Annotated in this window: 8 protein-coding genes; 1 reads left to right on the forward strand and 7 read right to left on the reverse strand. The window is 31.8% G+C overall.

Translation table 11 applies throughout. From position 1 onward, the window contains the following. Positions 1-253: 253 nt before the first annotated feature. The 6 genes from ACFPTQ_RS02210 to ACFPTQ_RS02235 form a co-directional block, all read right to left on the reverse strand. Complete coding sequence (locus tag ACFPTQ_RS02210) at positions 254-2701, reverse strand: glutaminase family protein (RefSeq protein WP_379773308.1); 2448 nt, start codon at positions 2699-2701, stop codon at positions 254-256. A gap of 283 nt (positions 2702-2984) precedes the next feature. After that, positions 2985-4427, reverse strand: coding sequence for an IPT/TIG domain-containing protein (locus ACFPTQ_RS02215; RefSeq protein WP_379773311.1), 1443 nt, complete (start codon positions 4425-4427; stop codon positions 2985-2987). A gap of 79 nt (positions 4428-4506) precedes the next feature. Further along, positions 4507-5457, reverse strand: a complete 951-nt coding sequence (locus ACFPTQ_RS02220) for a DUF4973 domain-containing protein (RefSeq protein WP_379773314.1) — start codon at positions 5455-5457, stop codon at positions 4507-4509. 46 nt (positions 5458-5503) lie between these two features. Then, positions 5504-7558: a RagB/SusD family nutrient uptake outer membrane protein gene (locus ACFPTQ_RS02225; protein WP_379773317.1), complete on the reverse strand. Its 2055-nt coding sequence runs from the start codon at positions 7556-7558 to the stop codon at positions 5504-5506. Positions 7559-7569: 11 nt separating this feature from the next. Continuing rightward, positions 7570-10923 (reverse strand): SusC/RagA family TonB-linked outer membrane protein, encoded by a 3354-nt coding sequence (locus ACFPTQ_RS02230; protein ID WP_379773319.1) that lies wholly within the window; start codon positions 10921-10923, stop codon positions 7570-7572. A gap of 511 nt (positions 10924-11434) precedes the next feature. Next, positions 11435-12622, reverse strand: a complete 1188-nt coding sequence (locus ACFPTQ_RS02235) for an aldose epimerase family protein (RefSeq protein WP_379773322.1) — start codon at positions 12620-12622, stop codon at positions 11435-11437. 297 nt (positions 12623-12919) lie between these two features. Here ACFPTQ_RS02235 and ACFPTQ_RS02240 point away from each other — a divergent pair, with 297 nt between their 5' ends. After that, entirely contained in the window at positions 12920-15361 is a 2442-nt protein-coding gene (locus tag ACFPTQ_RS02240; protein WP_379773325.1) for a glutaminase family protein, read from the forward strand. Positions 15362-15659: 298 nt separating this feature from the next. Here ACFPTQ_RS02240 and ACFPTQ_RS02245 read toward each other — a convergent pair whose 3' ends face one another. Beyond that, positions 15660-16172: an RICIN domain-containing protein gene (locus tag ACFPTQ_RS02245; protein ID WP_379773328.1), complete on the reverse strand. Its 513-nt coding sequence runs from the start codon at positions 16170-16172 to the stop codon at positions 15660-15662. Between the last annotated feature and the right edge of the window lie 110 nt (positions 16173-16282).

Genomic DNA, 16282 nt, shown 5'->3' on the forward strand with positions numbered 1-16282 from the left:
AAACCGCTTTTAAAGAAATTTCTCGACCTTAAAATCAAAACCAATAATCAATTGTTCATTTTACCTTTTAATTTATGAAAGAATATAGCCCTTGGCTTCAAAGTTCTAAAAGCTAAAACAACGAACACCTGAAACCAAAGGCTTTCAATTCCTTTATCATTAATATGAATAGACTATTCTTAAAATAATTTATCTTATTAAACAACTGTTTCTATTTAATACATAAAATAGGTAATACAGCTATTAATAATATTTACTTATTATTATTCATCCATTCTTTAGCAAGCAGCTTGATAAAATATCCACCTACAACACTTCTTGCCTTAAATCCAGTCATTTTTCCTGAACTTGTAAAATGCCAATCACTCATAGGTACTCGATCAGGCGTTTCTAAAGCAAATTTATAAACCGGATTGGCTATTTTATTAAATACTGATTCATCATCAGCTAAAGTAGCTGTCCACAATATCCAGTCCGATTTAGTGTAATCAGATCTATTATCAAGAGGTAAACCGTAAGCATTTTGTTTTCTTAGGTAATATTTAAGCTCTTTTTCGATAACTTCATCAGGAAATGTATTTAATCCCATGATTTTATCCCAAACTAAATTGTATTTCTGACTCCAAGTGTTTTTATCATTAAAAGATAAAGCATAGTGATCTCCAGCTTCTGCTAGTTTCATCCATTCTTTAGCCATATCTTTTGACATTTTTTTATATTTTTCAGCAATATCATTCTTACCCAGTTTCTCAGCTAGATAACTATAACCCGCAATAGCTACAATTGCCTTTACAGAAAGATTGGCATTTCTGGCTAAGTGACCTGCAAAATCATCAGTACACAATTGATTTTCTGGATCCAATCCTGCTTTTACTAAATAGTCATTCCATAAAGTAAGTGTTTCCCAATGTTTTTTAGCATAATCAGCATTACCTTCTGCCATAGCAATTGCTGCAGTTAAAATTAACATATTCCCTGCTTCTTCAACCGGCATATCACCTCCATAAGTTTGACCAGTTGCAATAGGATATGTACCTAAATCATGCGCTGGGAATGGTTTTTGCCACTTACCACTTTCAGAATAATAGAAAATACCGTTAAGCATCCCTTTTAATAAATCAGGATTATAAACTAAATATTGTGGCGCAGATGGATAAGTAACATCAACCGTATTAATAGATCCATTACTATTGTTTTCTTTTGAAAGGAATAAAATTTCTCCCTGCGGACTTTGTACTAATTTATGAGCTGCAATTCCTTGACGATATCCAATTTCTAATATGTTTGCATAAGATTCACCACCAGCTTTAAGAGCATCTTTGTAAAATTGATCGTCAAATGCAATACATTTTTTAATTATTGATTCGTGGTCTTTATAAGCTGCTTCAAGTTCTTTTTCAATTGAACTATTATTGTCTTTATTCCACCAAGGGCGAAGGAATTTATCAAAATAATTGATTGCATAAACATCATCATAACCTACCATAATGGTTTCTTTTACTGATGTCGTTGATACTTTACCTGTTTTGATAATAGTATTTAAAAACAATTTTGTACTGTTTAGTTTTGCACTTCTATCAATTGAGAAAGGATTTGTTGAAAATTCATTTGATACAAATTGTTCCACTCCTTTTTTGGTAGGAACTGCTACATACAGATAACCCCAGTCAATTCTTAGATCGTCTCCTCTCTTTTTAAGAATAGCTTGTTCCACTGTACCTGCTTTTAAAACACTTAACTTATTTGTATTGTATTTCTCTGCTGTAACATTTTGATTTGTATTATTAACGGCTATATCAGATGAAGCTCCAAAATACAATTCTGTTTGGTGTGCTTTACCATCGTTAGATTTTATTTCTGTGTCTATATAAGAAACAGGTCTAGACATTAAGTTCAAATCATTCATTAATAAAGGCGAAGTAAAGGTAAGTTTAAGATCAACTCCACCACATTCAAAGTCGTATACAGTTTGTGTAGCATTAAACTCTACTTTCTTTTGCTTGGCTTTTAAATCTTGATTAGGTACAATAATTTTATCAACTATTCCCGCATCTAAATGCCCTGGTCCACCTGTATTAACAGCATGAATGGCCAAAATATTTTTACCTTTCTTTAACTGAGAAGAAATCTTTTCTCCTAAAGATACCATTTTGTATGAATCATTACAACAACCTGCTTCATAAACCAGTTTACCATTAACATAAACAAAAATATTATCATCATTTCTGACTTTTAATACTGGGTCAAAATCTGTTTTTTCTAAGTTAAATTCTCTTCTTACCCAAATATCTCTGGAATTCCATTGGGTTTTATAACCTTCTTGTGAACTCCCTATTGGTGCAATTGCTGATTTCCAATTGCTATCATCAAAATTAGGATCCATCCAATTGCCTTCTGGTTTGGATTCACAATATTTTACTTTGTAATTTTCGATATCTGCAGATGAAAGTACTTCTTTGTAAACTTCACTTTTATTACCTAAAAAACGATAGGTTTTTCCATCCACTTTAATCATTCCCAGCAATGAATGATCTCTTCCTGTCCAATGTTTTGTGGTTTCAGCATTTGCCTCATCACTCATAGACCAAATACTAAAATTGGGGTCATGAGTAATTAATGGATATGCAGGAGCTTTTCGTTGTTGGGCATTCATTGACAACGAAACCAATGCAGATGATAAGAATAAGAATCTTTTTAACATGATTATTTAATTATTATTGTTTAACTCGATTTGACATGATATCAGTATTAAAGACTAATATCAAAGAGATTTTGAAAATGGATAAATAAAACCTTACCGTATTATTTTGATACTTTATACTATTTTGTTTCAAGTTGTTCTAGTGTATAAAGCATTTTAAAAAAAGATAGAGCCAATACTTTTTTTGTTATTGGCTCCCCTTTTTTGTTTTTACTAAAGAATGACATCTTAGTAAAATAGATCGTTTTTTTGAGGAAATAAGCTTTAAAAACCCAACACCAAATTATTTACCTAATGCTTCGAAGGCAATTTTACGAATACGGTGATTTGCTTTATCTCCAATATAAAACGCTTTTTCAGTTTCATCATAGGCAATTCCTGTAGGTTGATCAAATCTTGCCTCCAATCTAAGATCTCCATCTACATAACCCCAAGGATTAGAATTTATACTTGAACTTCCTCTTCCGGCAAAAGTTGTCACACTACCTTCAGGAGACAATTTTCTAATAGCATGGTTTGATTTATCTGTAAAATAAAAATCGTATTCATCTGGTTTTCCTGCCGTGGCGTACTCTTCATTTTTCACAAAAACTCCTTGGTATGGTGTATTCAAACGAACACTAGCCCCAACTCCATCTGCATATCCAGCAGCTCCTAGTTGACCACAAACCAAATAAGGTTGATTAAAACGTTTCTTATCCCAGTTATAGTCACAACGAAGTATATAATGTCTATTAATAATAACAATGTAGGCATAGTTCCCCGATGGATGTATAAAAATCTTATATTCCCATGAAGGATCCTGAATTACAAATAAAGTTTCATATGCTTTATCTCCAAGACCTTCGGTAAAATATTTATTCAAATCAAAGCGGAAAAATTGTCCTTTTTCATAACTATTGAAATACATTTCACCATTTACAGGATGAATCGAAGCACCATTACACTGTTTGTATCTCGTTATGATTTCTCTATCCTGCCACAAAGCTTCACGTGACAGACGGTAGGTCGCTCTGTCATTTTCTCCACCACGGTCCTCTGCAATAATCATATACTTCTTATCTAATGTAAAATCAACGCTCCTTGGTCGATCAAAATCAGCACGTTTTTTGGTTACAGTACTATCTGCAAAATTTACCAGATAAAGACCGTTATTTCCATCAAATGTTATCCATAAATGTTTTGGATTAGCCGGATCAAACTTAAAGAATGAATCATTCCAAAATCCACTAGCCATTTTATTTTGATCTGGATCGTTAAACTTACCATCTCTCCATGGCTCATCTCCTCTGGCATTTTTATAGCCCACTACTGTAGAGACCACCATTTTTCGCTGATAATTAAATTTGTCTTCAGAAATACCGATTACCTGAGTTTCACCTTCACCTATTCTAATTTCAATTTCACCTGAAAAAGCCTGTTTAGGCACCAAACAATAAAGGGACTCTCCATTAACACTAATAACCTTTGCTGGCTTACCTCCGATAAGAACCGTTACAATACTAGGATCTGTTCCAAAGTTTTTTCCGTATATGACTAAACGTTGCCCTGCTCCCCCAGAAGCTGGTATAAAACCGGAAACGGCTACAGGTTCGGATGGATTAAACTCTTGCGCAAAATTTTCTGCATCATCGTTTTTACAGCTGTAAAAAATTACACTTACTAAAGTAAATAGTAAACAAAAAGAAAATAATCTTTTTGAATTGTACATTATATTTGAATACATATTTTTTTGAATTAAATTTCACAAAATTAAATTTCATAAGGGTTGATGTTATTTTCAACCCTTATGTAAGGGCTCACTCTTACCATTCAATTGCCTGATCTTCATCAGGAATCTGGGTATTCAATCTTCGCTCTAAAATCAAAGAACCAGAAACTCTATATTTTATACTCTTACTAGGTACCATTGTATAATCAGTATACTCATAATCAATATTATTAATGGTTAGATATTTATGCATTAAATATGGGCGAACTTCATCCATTTTCTCAATCAAAGTATAACTAGCATCTTTATTTATTTTGAATTCAATATTTGGATTATCTGAAGACAATGTAACTCCACCATTTGAATTAAATGTTGCATAAATTTTATAATTTCTACGATCAATACGTTCCTCATCGATACTACCTGCATAGAAAAATATTTTATTTTCATTTACTACATAAGATTTAATTTCAGACTTCACAATTGGAGTTTGATTTTCATAGCCTTTCATAACTGTCCTTAAAGCAGTCCCACTGTAAGTACCAGAATAATCATTAAACGGATTGATACGCAGCAGTGCTTTACGATAATGTTTTCTTGGATTAGCCACATAATCATAAGAAGCATCATTTAATATAGTCAAAGGCAATACCCATTTATCAACCATATCAATATCTTTCAAAGTAAATTTCACATCTAATAACGAAGTATTTTCACCTTTTTTAATTGCTACTTCAGAAGGAAAAGTAAAATACTTACTATCTAGATTTCTATAATAAAAATCTTGACGATTTTGAAAACGTTCATAATTAAGAACGTCTAATGTATCGGGATCTACAGCAACATGAACTGTTCTGTCTTTATCATTTACTCTTGAACCACTAATAATTAACGGCAATTTAAATGAAGTTTCATCATTTCCTTTATAACGAATATAGATATCACTAACTCCCCCACTTGTTATAGGTGCCTTAAAGGATACTAATTGTTGAAATTGTTCATCAGTCCATTCATCATTACATGCACCGCAGATCAATATCAGCATTAGAGCAAAAAAATGTTTAAATAATTTATTCATGACAATATTTTTTTTAATCGTTATAATTCCACCCTGGATTTTGCGTAAGACGCTTATTGCGTTTTAACTCTTGAAGGTCAATAGGCCAAAACCACATTTTATCAGCAAAAGTTGTTTTAAGTGTCCAAATTGCTACCGGTTGATGAAACAAATCACGCTCTTGTTCATTCATAAGAACATTACAACCATAGATAGGTAAAGCTTCTTCTACCTTAGCATCCATCCATCTACGTAAATCATAATAGCGTTGTCCTTCACCCATAAGTTCGATAAAACGCTCTCTTTTTAAAGTTTTTCTTAGCTCTTCTTTATTATTATAAATTGAAGTAGCATAATCTGGTACACCTGCACGAATACGAACAGGGTGAATACCTCTTTGCATTTCTGTGATATTACGAGAGATTTCATAAGTTCCTCCATTCCAAGCATCGATGGTAAATGTTCCATCCAATTCATTTAAAGCTTCTGCGTATAATAATAGAATATCAGCGTATCTGATGGCTGGTTCTGTTTTAAATACAATTTTATCCATATTACCTCCCTCATAGGTATCGCTAACATTAACGTATTTTTTTACCCCGAATCCAGTTCTTAACCAATAAGCATTTGCTGAGTTAAAACCATTCCCACTTGCATTATCACGGTAATAAAATACTTGTTGATTTCTATTACGTTCCTGCGATTCATTTAACAAGGTCCAAAAACTACCATTATAAGCAACAGAAGCATAAAATCTTGGTTCACGATTTGCATATTGTAAAGAAACACCTGGACGTAATGGTTTATAAAGACCTAAATTATAATCGGTTTGTGTAACATATCCACTTACACGATTTGATCCATTACCACGTCCAATTTCTTTGTCTTTACCAGGAGCATCTGTACCATCATTCATATAATACGCATCAATTAACTTTTGTGTTAATCCGTGAGTATTCCATCCTGTAGCCGATCTTGGCAATTGATGTGCAACCATAGCACGAATACTTTCACCATCCTGATTATTTCCTCTAGTAAAAATCAATTCAGGATTTCCTGATGGTTGTAATGTTCCATCAAAAACTCTTGCATATGATTTTGCAGGGTCGATGTTGGCCCAGCCTAAAGGCCAAGCTTTTTGAGCAAAATTATTATCATTTGGAGGAACAATTGTTGCATCAGTTCCCGTTGTTTGAATTGCCACTGTATACAAAGAATAAACACCAAGTTCAATTACATCTCTTGCTGCGGCAGCAGCTTTAGCCCATTTAATTTCTTTATATTCAGAAGAAAGCAAAAGTTTACCTTTATCATCTACCAAACGATTTGCAAAATTTGATTTATTACCATTTGCTAATGGGCTTGCAGCATAAATTAAAGCTTTAGCACGAGTTGATAAGGCTGCTCCAACTGTTGGTCTAGCCGTTGCGTCCTGCCCACGTGACATTCCTAATTCTTTCATTTCATTTGCAGCAAGTAACATTTCATCACTAATATACTCTGCACAATCTTCATAGGTACTTCTTGGAATAGCAAGATCATCATAACTATCAGAATAATCTAATCCTTCATCCGGTAATAGTGGAATAGGACCATATTTACGTAATAATAACCAATACATATATGCTCTTGCAAATCGCGCTTGACCTGTGTAATCCTTAATCTCTTTTTCGGACATTTCTTTATTCATATAAATGTTATGAATAAATGTAGAGGCATTACGAATTCCACGATAACATTGAATCCATGTTCCTTGTTTGTCGGCTTCAGTATATTGTCCCATTTTGAACATATTGTACGAAAGTTCATTTTTGGATGGGTCAAAATCTTTATCTCTATCGCCATAGAACATGTCATCGGCAAAATTATGAGGCGTTAATCCTTTACTGGCAACATCTGCATTTATACCTCTTAATTCTTCAAACACATTGGCTAACCATTGTTCTGAGTATACTTTGCTAGAAAATACTTTTTCTGTTGTGAGACGATCTTTAAAATATTGACTGGAATCTAGGTAATCACTACATGAAGTAACAAAAGCTGTGATACCTACTAGCAATAAAACAATATATAATTTTTCTTTATTCATCACTTTTCACTTTACAAATTAACATTAATACCCATTGTAATGGATTTGGAAGGAGGATAATCTTCACCTCTAGAAGAAGCCAATTCTGGATCCCAAAGTTTAAATTTAGACCATGTAACTAAATTGCTTCCTACTACGAAAACTCTAATATTTTCAATACCTAAACGTGTTGTTATCTTTTTTGGTAAATTATAACCAATATCCAATGTTTTAAGACGAAGATATCTTCCATCTCTTAACCAAAAAGTTGACTCTCTGAAATTATTTGGATTAGCTCCATAACTCAATCTTGGATAAGACGCATTTGGATTTTCAGTAGAGGGATCCCCTGAAATATCTGCAGCAATCCAACGATTATTGCCCATAACACCTTTCATAACTTGTCCCCACTCTCCTTCACTAAATGCATACACTGTTTTTCCGAAAGTTGAGAATGTAGATTTTCCCGCTCCTTGAAAATGAACACCAATACTAAATCCTTTCCAGTTTGCAGAAGCCCCCAAACCGTATATTAAATTTGGACGTCTTGTTGCACCAATAGCCACACGGTCACCATCGTTTATAACTCCATCACCATTAACATCTTTGTACTTAATATCACCTGGTTGATAAACTCCAAACTGCTGTGTTGGACTATTTCTAATATCATCATAATCTTTAAAAAGTCCTAAAGCAATTAATCCTTTTGACTGATCTACACGATAACCTTCTTGATTTTGATAGGCATAAACATTATTTTGTTCATCCATTTCTAAGATTTCATTTTTACTATAAGTAACATTACCTCTCATAGATAATGATACATCTCCTATATTTTTATTGTATTGAAAACGACCATCCAAACCTCGTGATTTTACAGCCCCAACATTAGCTCTTGGTGTACTTTCCAAACCTACCATTGCTGGTAAAAAATTTCTTACCATGTAAATCCCTGTACGTCTCTCATCATAGAAATCAATATTGGCAATCACACCTCTTGCTTCAAAATCAAAACCTAAATTTTGTTTTTTAGCTACCTCCCAAGTTACATTACTTGATGCCACCTGAGAAAATATCATACCGTTATAATATCTATCAAAACCAAAATCAGCCCATTGATATCCACCTCCTGAAAGGCCTGAAATTGTATATAAATAAGGGAAACGTTCACCTCCTAACAATTGGTCATTACCTGCTCTACCATTGGAATATCTGATCTTAAATAATCGAATCCAATCTAAATTATCTTTAATAAATTTCTCTCCTGCAATATTCCAAGCAAAAGAGATAGCAGGGAAAAATCCATATTGTTTACCTGGAGCAAAGTTTTCTGAACCAGTAAAACCGAAATTGAAATTCACAAAATATTTACTCTTCCAATCATAAAATACACGTCCAGCCAAAGCCTGATGTTTACGGGCAATACCATTTTTAATATCAGTACCCAAATTAACTGTTTGTACAAAGGCATCACGATTAAATCGTGCACTAGACCCGAAATGATGATTAGCTAAAGTACGGTCGTAATTAAGCATGAAATCATAAAATTCTAATCTTTCACCGGAAGCTCCACTTGTTTGAAACAACTCGTTAGGACCACTAATTTGTGTAAATACTAAATTTCCATTTGCATCACGAGCACGTTCTGCTCTCCATTGCTCTGGCCATTTACGACGCTCTATATTATTGTTATTTGTGATATCATAACCCACAATACCTCTGGCCGTTAAGCCCTTTACCAGAAAATTTAAATCTTGTTCTACAGTAATATTAGTCTGAACAAGATTTACCCAATTTTCATTAAATCCGGTTTGTGTTGCAACTACCCATGGATTAGTACGGTTACCCGATCCAATTGCTGGAACATAACCATTAGAATATAGAACTGGAGTACGAATTGGTGAATAACCAAATAAAGCATCCCAAAAATAGGCATCTCCCAAACCAGGACTATTTCTTTTACTTAAAGATCCTGCAACTCCAATTTTAGCAATTGTAGTTTTAGTAACATCAATATCTGTATTCAAACGATAATTCCAACGTTTGAAATTTGCATTTGTATTATAATCTTCTTTAAGCGTTTTATCAACTTGATACATACCTCCTTCGTTTACATAACTTCCGGAAACAAAATATCTAGCTGTTGGTCCACCACCACTCATATTTAAATTAGCGCGGTAAGTCATTGCAGAATTTCTTAAGAGCATACTTTTCCAATCTACATTGGGATACAAATCTTTATCTAATCCCAAACGTAGAATTTCTAATTCTTCCGGCTGATAAATCGGAGCTTGATTACGAGTAACACGAGCTTCGTTTAAAAGTTTAGCATAAGTTACACCATCTTCAAATTCTGGAGTAATAGTTCTCGTATTATAAATAAACTCATCTTTAAAATTAATTCGTATTTTACCATCAGCACCTCTTTTAGTTGTAATCAATATTACTCCATTAGCTCCTCTGGATCCATACATTGCTGTCTCGGCAGCGTCTTTTAATATCGATATGGATTTAATATCTTCAATATTGATATCATTTAAAGTTCTCTCAATATTATCTACTAAAATTAAAGGATTACTTCCACCTCCAAAAGTTGAAATTCCACGAATCCAAAATTCTGAAATATTTCTTCCTGGTTGACCAGATTGCATCATACCCATAATACCAGATGCATTACCTATTAAGGCATTTGAAATACTTGAAGTAGGATTGTTTTTCATATCATCTACATCAATAGTAGAAACTGCACCGGTAAGAGATATTTTTTTCACCTTACCAAATCCAGTAACAACAACCTCTTCCAAACTAGAAGCCGCTTCTTTAAGTTGAATTTTAAGGTTTGTCTTACCATTAAGTGAAATATCTTGAGTAGTAAATCCTACAAATGAGATAGATAATATTGCATCCTTTTTAGAAACTTTAATTGAAAAATTTCCGTCAAAGTCCGTTATAACAGAATTATTTGTCCCTTTTTCAGTAATAGTAGCTCCAGGTAATGGTGCACCATCATCAGATGAAGAAACACGACCTTTTATTTCAATCTCTTGTAAATTTGAAGCAGATTGATTACTGTTGTTTGTAGAAGTGTTGACTGTTAAATTATTATTCTTAGAAAAAGATGACTCACTATTGGATTTATTGGAATCATCATTTGATAAAAACACTGAATGTAATGTTGCATTTGAAGCTACAAAATTTTTATTCAATGCTGCTTTTATTTTTAAACCATATTTAATACTGTTTGCATTTGCTTTGGCATGAATATCAAATAATGAAGTTAAAAATAAAAAAATTAATAGTTTCGCCTTTAAATCTCTATTAAATGCGAAAAGTGAAAAATCCTTGGTCATGGGATTTACCACTCCTTTCATTATGATTTTTTTCATAATTAATTTTTTGAATTGGTTTAGTTTTTTTTAATTGTTTAAATGGAAAAGAAATTTATATTTCAATCCTTTGTCTGTTAATTACTTTGTTTTCGTCATAGAAATATTTTAGAGTTAATAATTTATTATTTGAGCGGACTAATATACTAAATCGATTTAGCTAAACAAAAAAAAGAGTTAAAATTTTATTAATTAATTTTATATATCCTATTTATGTTAGGAAAATAAAAATCGGAACTTTAAAATATATTAACACGCTATTAATCAATTAATTAATTTTTTTACTGATTTTCCAACCGTTTAGATTTCTTCAATTGACAATGAATACCCAATTAAAATCGCTCTCTTTCGTTAACTATTTTTTAAAAATATATTACAAATAGTATAAAAAAAATCTAAATATGTCTATTGAAGTTAAGCAATTTCCATAACCATTACAGCTTCAAAAGAAGAAATCTAACAATCGAAATTTTAACCTTAAAGCCTAAATTTCAATGAGGTTGAATTAAAATTATTTTTGAACAGAAAATTTATATTCTGAAACTGTTGAATAGGTTTCGCCAGGTTTTAAGATAATAGTTGGAAAATTTTTATGATTAGGTGCATCAGGAAAATGTTGCGTTTCTAAACAAAATGCTGATCTAAAAACATCTCTCTTACCGGATTTTAGTAAATTTTGTGATTTCATAAAATTACCACTATAAAACTGTAAACCAGGCTCTAATGTATAGATATCCATTACAATTCCAGATTGATCTCCTATCACTCTTGCAGCGTGTTTTTTATTTTTGTTGTTTTCAAAACCAGTAAGCACATAATTATGATCATATCCACCTCCATATTTTAGCTGTGTGTCATTAGCATCAATTCTTTCACCTATTTTATGTGGTAATGTAAAATCAAATGGAGTTCCTTTTACATCTTTTAATTCTCCAGTAGGAATAAGTCCGTCATCTACTGGTGTATACTTATTAGCAAATAATTGTAAAGAGTGATTTAATATTGTGCCATTTCCTTCACCATTAAGATTAAAATAAGCATGGTTTGTTAAATTTACAATAGTTGTTTTATCAGTTGTAGCTTCATATTCCATTTTTACGGTATTATCTTCAGTAATAGAATAAGTAACTGTTACTTTTAAATTCCCTGGAAAACCTTCCTCCATATCAGGAGAAACATAACTTAACTGCAGTGTACTTTGATTAAGTTGTTTAGCATCCCATACTACATCCTGAAAACCATGAAAACCACCATGTAAAGCATTTTTTCCATTATTTGTTGGAACAGTATATTCTTGGTTTTCTAAAACAAACTTACCTTTAGCAATACGATTCCCAACTCTTCCTATAGTAGCCCCAAAGTATGATTCATCATTAACTATATAATCTTTAATATTACCAAGACCAATAGATACATCAACTTCCTTACCGTCTTTATTAGGTACCCAAAGCCCAACAAATCTACCTCCATAATTGGTAATAGCTAACTTTATATTTTTATTTTCAATCCAAAACAATTTCACAGTCTTTCCACTCAATACTGTATCAAAGCGCTTTGAATGGATTAGCTCACTTTGTTCACTATTAGGCTCTACAGCCTTAGATAATTCCTTTTTAGCACTTTCCTTACAAGAAGTATTTATAATTAATGCTGCAAACATCAAAACCGAACAGGTCCTTTTGGTAAATTTATTTTTCATTTATAACTATATTAATTGGTGATTGATTCATATGTAGCGTTAATAGAACCACGAAATAAAATTCATTATATATAATTTAATTATTCCAATATTATATATTTTAAAAAAAAGAACATATAAATTATCCTATTAATAAATTTTGGTTTTTTTAACAGTTCACAAATCTAGAAAAATTTTCATTACTAACTAAATCGATTTACTAAATTTTACTAATTTAGCCCATTATAATTTTAAACAACCTATAATCATTACAAATTAACTTAAATGAGATTATTAAAAAAAACTAAAAAACTGTGTATGATAGCATTTTTTGCTACTACAACCCTCTCTTTTTCTCAAGAAAAATTAAGAGCTCCTTCTTACCCATTAGTCACTCACAACCCAAATTTTAGTATTTGGTCCAATAATTCAGAACTAAATGGTGCCGCAACCCAACACTGGACAGATCAAGACCATTCATTATTGGGTATTTTAAAAATCGACGATACCTACTATCATTTTTTAGGTGCCGAAACTAAAATTTATGAATCAGTTGTTGCAGCATCTGATGAAATAGAATATAAAGTTGATTATACAGAATCAAAACCAAATTCAAATTGGGAACAGCTTAATTTTGATAGCAGCAGCTGGAAAAAAGGAACTGCACCATTTAGCGACGATTCAAGAGAGGCTAAGACAGTTTGGAAAAGCGACAACCTATGGTACCGACGAACTTTTGATTTAAGTAATACTGATTTTAAAAGTCTGTATCTAAAGTTGAGGCATGATGATAATGTTATCGTTTATTTAAATGGAGATAAAATATACGAAACTCAAGGATGGATTCATCGCTATCAGTACATCCCAATTGATCAAAAGACTATCAAAAAATTAAAATCAAAAGATAATGTATTAGCTATTCACATAAAAAATACGGCAGGTGGACAATGGTTAGATGCTGGTTTAGTAACCGATGCTCCAACTATGCAAAATGTGGAAATTAAAAAGGCCAAACAAACTAATGTTGTAATAAATGCTAATCAAACTATCTATACTTTTGATTGTGATAATACTACCCTAACTGCAACATTTACTACTCCATTATTAATGGACGATTTAGATTTAATGAGTAGACCTATTTCATATATATCGGTAAAACTAAAATCTAAAGATAACAAAGAACATAAAGCAAAATTATACCTAGGTGCTTCAAGTAATATTGCAGTGTATACACCACAACAAGAGGTAGTAGTGAGCAAATACACTCAAAACAATCTCAATATCCTTAAAGCAGGTACAGTTGAACAAGCTGTTTTACAGAAAAAAAATGATGACATGCGAGTGGATTGGGGCTATGTGTATTTATCGGCTCCTTCCGCTAATAGTCAACACTATATAAGCAGTGCAAACACATCTTTACTTCCTTTTGTAACCAACGAAAAAATAAATACTAAAACTGAAGTAACTGGAAAAAACTTGGTATTAAACACAATTAGTGATTTAGGTACTGTAGGTTCAACGGAAAAAGAAACGGTATTTATGCTAGGATTTGATGAAATTTATAGCATTAATTATTTTGGATCTAAATTAAAACCATGGTTTAAAAAAGGGGGCAGTTCAATGGACAGGGCATTAGCAGTAGCTGCTAACGATTATAAAAATATCATTGAGAAAGTAAAAGCTTTTGATGAAAAATTATATAAAGATTGTTTAAAAGCTGGAGGACAAAAATATGCTGATTTATGTTTACTCACTTATAGACAAGCTATCGCTGCGCACTCCTTAGTAGAAAGCCCAGAAGGAGAAATCCTTTTCCTTTCCAAAGAAAATAATAGTGGAGGATTTATTAATACTGTTGATGTTACCTACCCATCTGCACCTTTATTTTTAATTTATAATCCTGATTTATTAAAAGGTATGTTAAATGGTATCTTTTATTACAGTGAAAAAAGCGGAAAATGGTCAAAACCATATCCAGCACATGATTTGGGAGTTTATCCTGTTGCTACCGGACAAATCTATGGCGAAGATATGCCTGTTGAAGAAGCAGGAAACATGATTATACTAACAGCTGCTATTGCAGAAAGAGAAGGAAATGCCGAATATGCTAAAAAACATTGGGAAACACTAACTACATGGGCTAACTATTTAGTTAAAGATGGTTTCGATCCAGGTAACCAATTGTGTACAGATGATTTTGCTGGCCATTTAGCCAGAAATGCTAATTTATCTATCAAAGCTATTTTAGGTATTGCATCTTATGGTAAACTTGCGGGTATGTTAGGTCAAAAAGAAGTAGAAAAAAAATACATCGAAATTGCTAAAAAGTTAGCTGAAAAATGGAAAAAAATTGCTGCCGATGGAAATCATTATAGCTTAGCTTTTGAGGCAAAAAATACTTGGAGTCAAAAATACAATTTGGTTTGGGATGAATTATTGGATTTAAATATTTTCTCTAAAACTATTGCTAAAGACGAAATCAAATTTTATTTAACCAAACAAAATAAATACGGTTTGCCTTTAGATAGCAGAAAGACCTATTCTAAATCGGACTGGATTATCTGGACTGCAACTTTAGCTGAAAATAAAAAAGATTTTGATGCCATTATTAACCCTGTTTGGGACTATGCTAATGAAACTCCAGACCGAGTACCAATGAGCGACTTTTATGAAACTACTGATGCTAAACATGTAAACTTTAAAGCTCGTTCTGTTGTTGGTGGATATTTCATAAAACTTTTAAAAGACATGAAAAAATAAAAGTTAATTATTTTATAATACCTTTTACAATTTACAATGATATCATAAAATATCAATTCCGAATTAGTTTAAAAGATATTATTAGTAGGTATAATTAAAAAAACGCATTACAAATTTTAGTTTGTAATGCGTTTTCACTTTTAAATAAAACATCTAAAAACTCAATCTGACTCTAGGATCAATTTCAAAAAAATGCTGTATTGAATGATTTTAATATTAATTTTTTTTTGCTTATTTACACTTGAACATTCATCATAATAGTTATAAAAATTAGCGTAACGATTCCAGTAGGAATGACTTACATAGTAGGATTTTGACGGTATATTTTCCAATATTGGGTTGAATCTTTTTTCCTTTTTTCTAATAAAATTATGGAATTTACTTCTCCAGAATTACCAGAAGGCGTAAGATACAAATCCGAATCTTTAAGTCTGATTAAATAAATATTATCCTTAACCAATATAAATTCATAGGATTGTTTGGGTTTGTTTGCTACTAACACCTGCTGATATAGTGCAAAATTTTGAACAGAGTCAGTATCATTCATTTGAAATGTTTTACCAGTAAAAAGATTTTTTAATTGGTATACATTCTGTCCAACTTCAATAAAATCCCAGGTTACACATTTCCAATTAACTGGATTATATAACACTATTGGAACACCATTGCCATTAAGAGCGTCTTTTACCCTTAAAACTTTAGCTCTATCTACATTTTCTATAGCGAAAGCACCTTTTATACTTTGAGCACTAAGCCCATTTTCAAAATTAAAAACCAGTATAAAACTAAAAATTATCTTTAATAATCTCATAATTTATATTTTAAAAAAATTACTCCAAAAACAACTAGTAGATTAGGATTACAGAATGTAGAAATTAATACTATCCATCGTAATTAAATGAATTTGGATCAAAAGACTAA

It is taken from the genome of Flavobacterium sp. GCM10022190, assembly GCF_042656445.1.
Lineage (GTDB): Bacteria > Bacteroidota > Bacteroidia > Flavobacteriales > Flavobacteriaceae > Flavobacterium > Flavobacterium nitratireducens.

Bases quoted from the DNA above. Each gene is read 5' to 3' on its own strand.
- ACFPTQ_RS02225 (WP_379773317.1), bottom strand. From the start codon at position 7,558: ATGAATAAAGAAAAATTATATATTGTTTTATTGCTAGTAGGTATCACA.
- ACFPTQ_RS02210 (WP_379773308.1), bottom strand. From the start codon at position 2,701: ATGTTAAAAAGATTCTTATTCTTATCATCTGCATTGGTTTCGTTGTCA.
- ACFPTQ_RS02220 (WP_379773314.1), bottom strand. From the start codon at position 5,457: ATGCTGATATTGATCTGCGGTGCATGTAATGATGAATGGACTGATGAA.
- ACFPTQ_RS02230 (WP_379773319.1), bottom strand. From the start codon at position 10,923: ATGAAAAAAATCATAATGAAAGGAGTGGTAAATCCCATGACCAAGGAT.
- ACFPTQ_RS02245 (WP_379773328.1), bottom strand. From the start codon at position 16,172: ATGAGATTATTAAAGATAATTTTTAGTTTTATACTGGTTTTTAATTTT.
- ACFPTQ_RS02215 (WP_379773311.1), bottom strand. From the start codon at position 4,427: ATGTATTCAAATATAATGTACAATTCAAAAAGATTATTTTCTTTTTGT.
- ACFPTQ_RS02235 (WP_379773322.1), bottom strand. From the start codon at position 12,622: ATGAAAAATAAATTTACCAAAAGGACCTGTTCGGTTTTGATGTTTGCA.
- ACFPTQ_RS02240 (WP_379773325.1), top strand. From the start codon at position 12,920: ATGATAGCATTTTTTGCTACTACAACCCTCTCTTTTTCTCAAGAAAAA.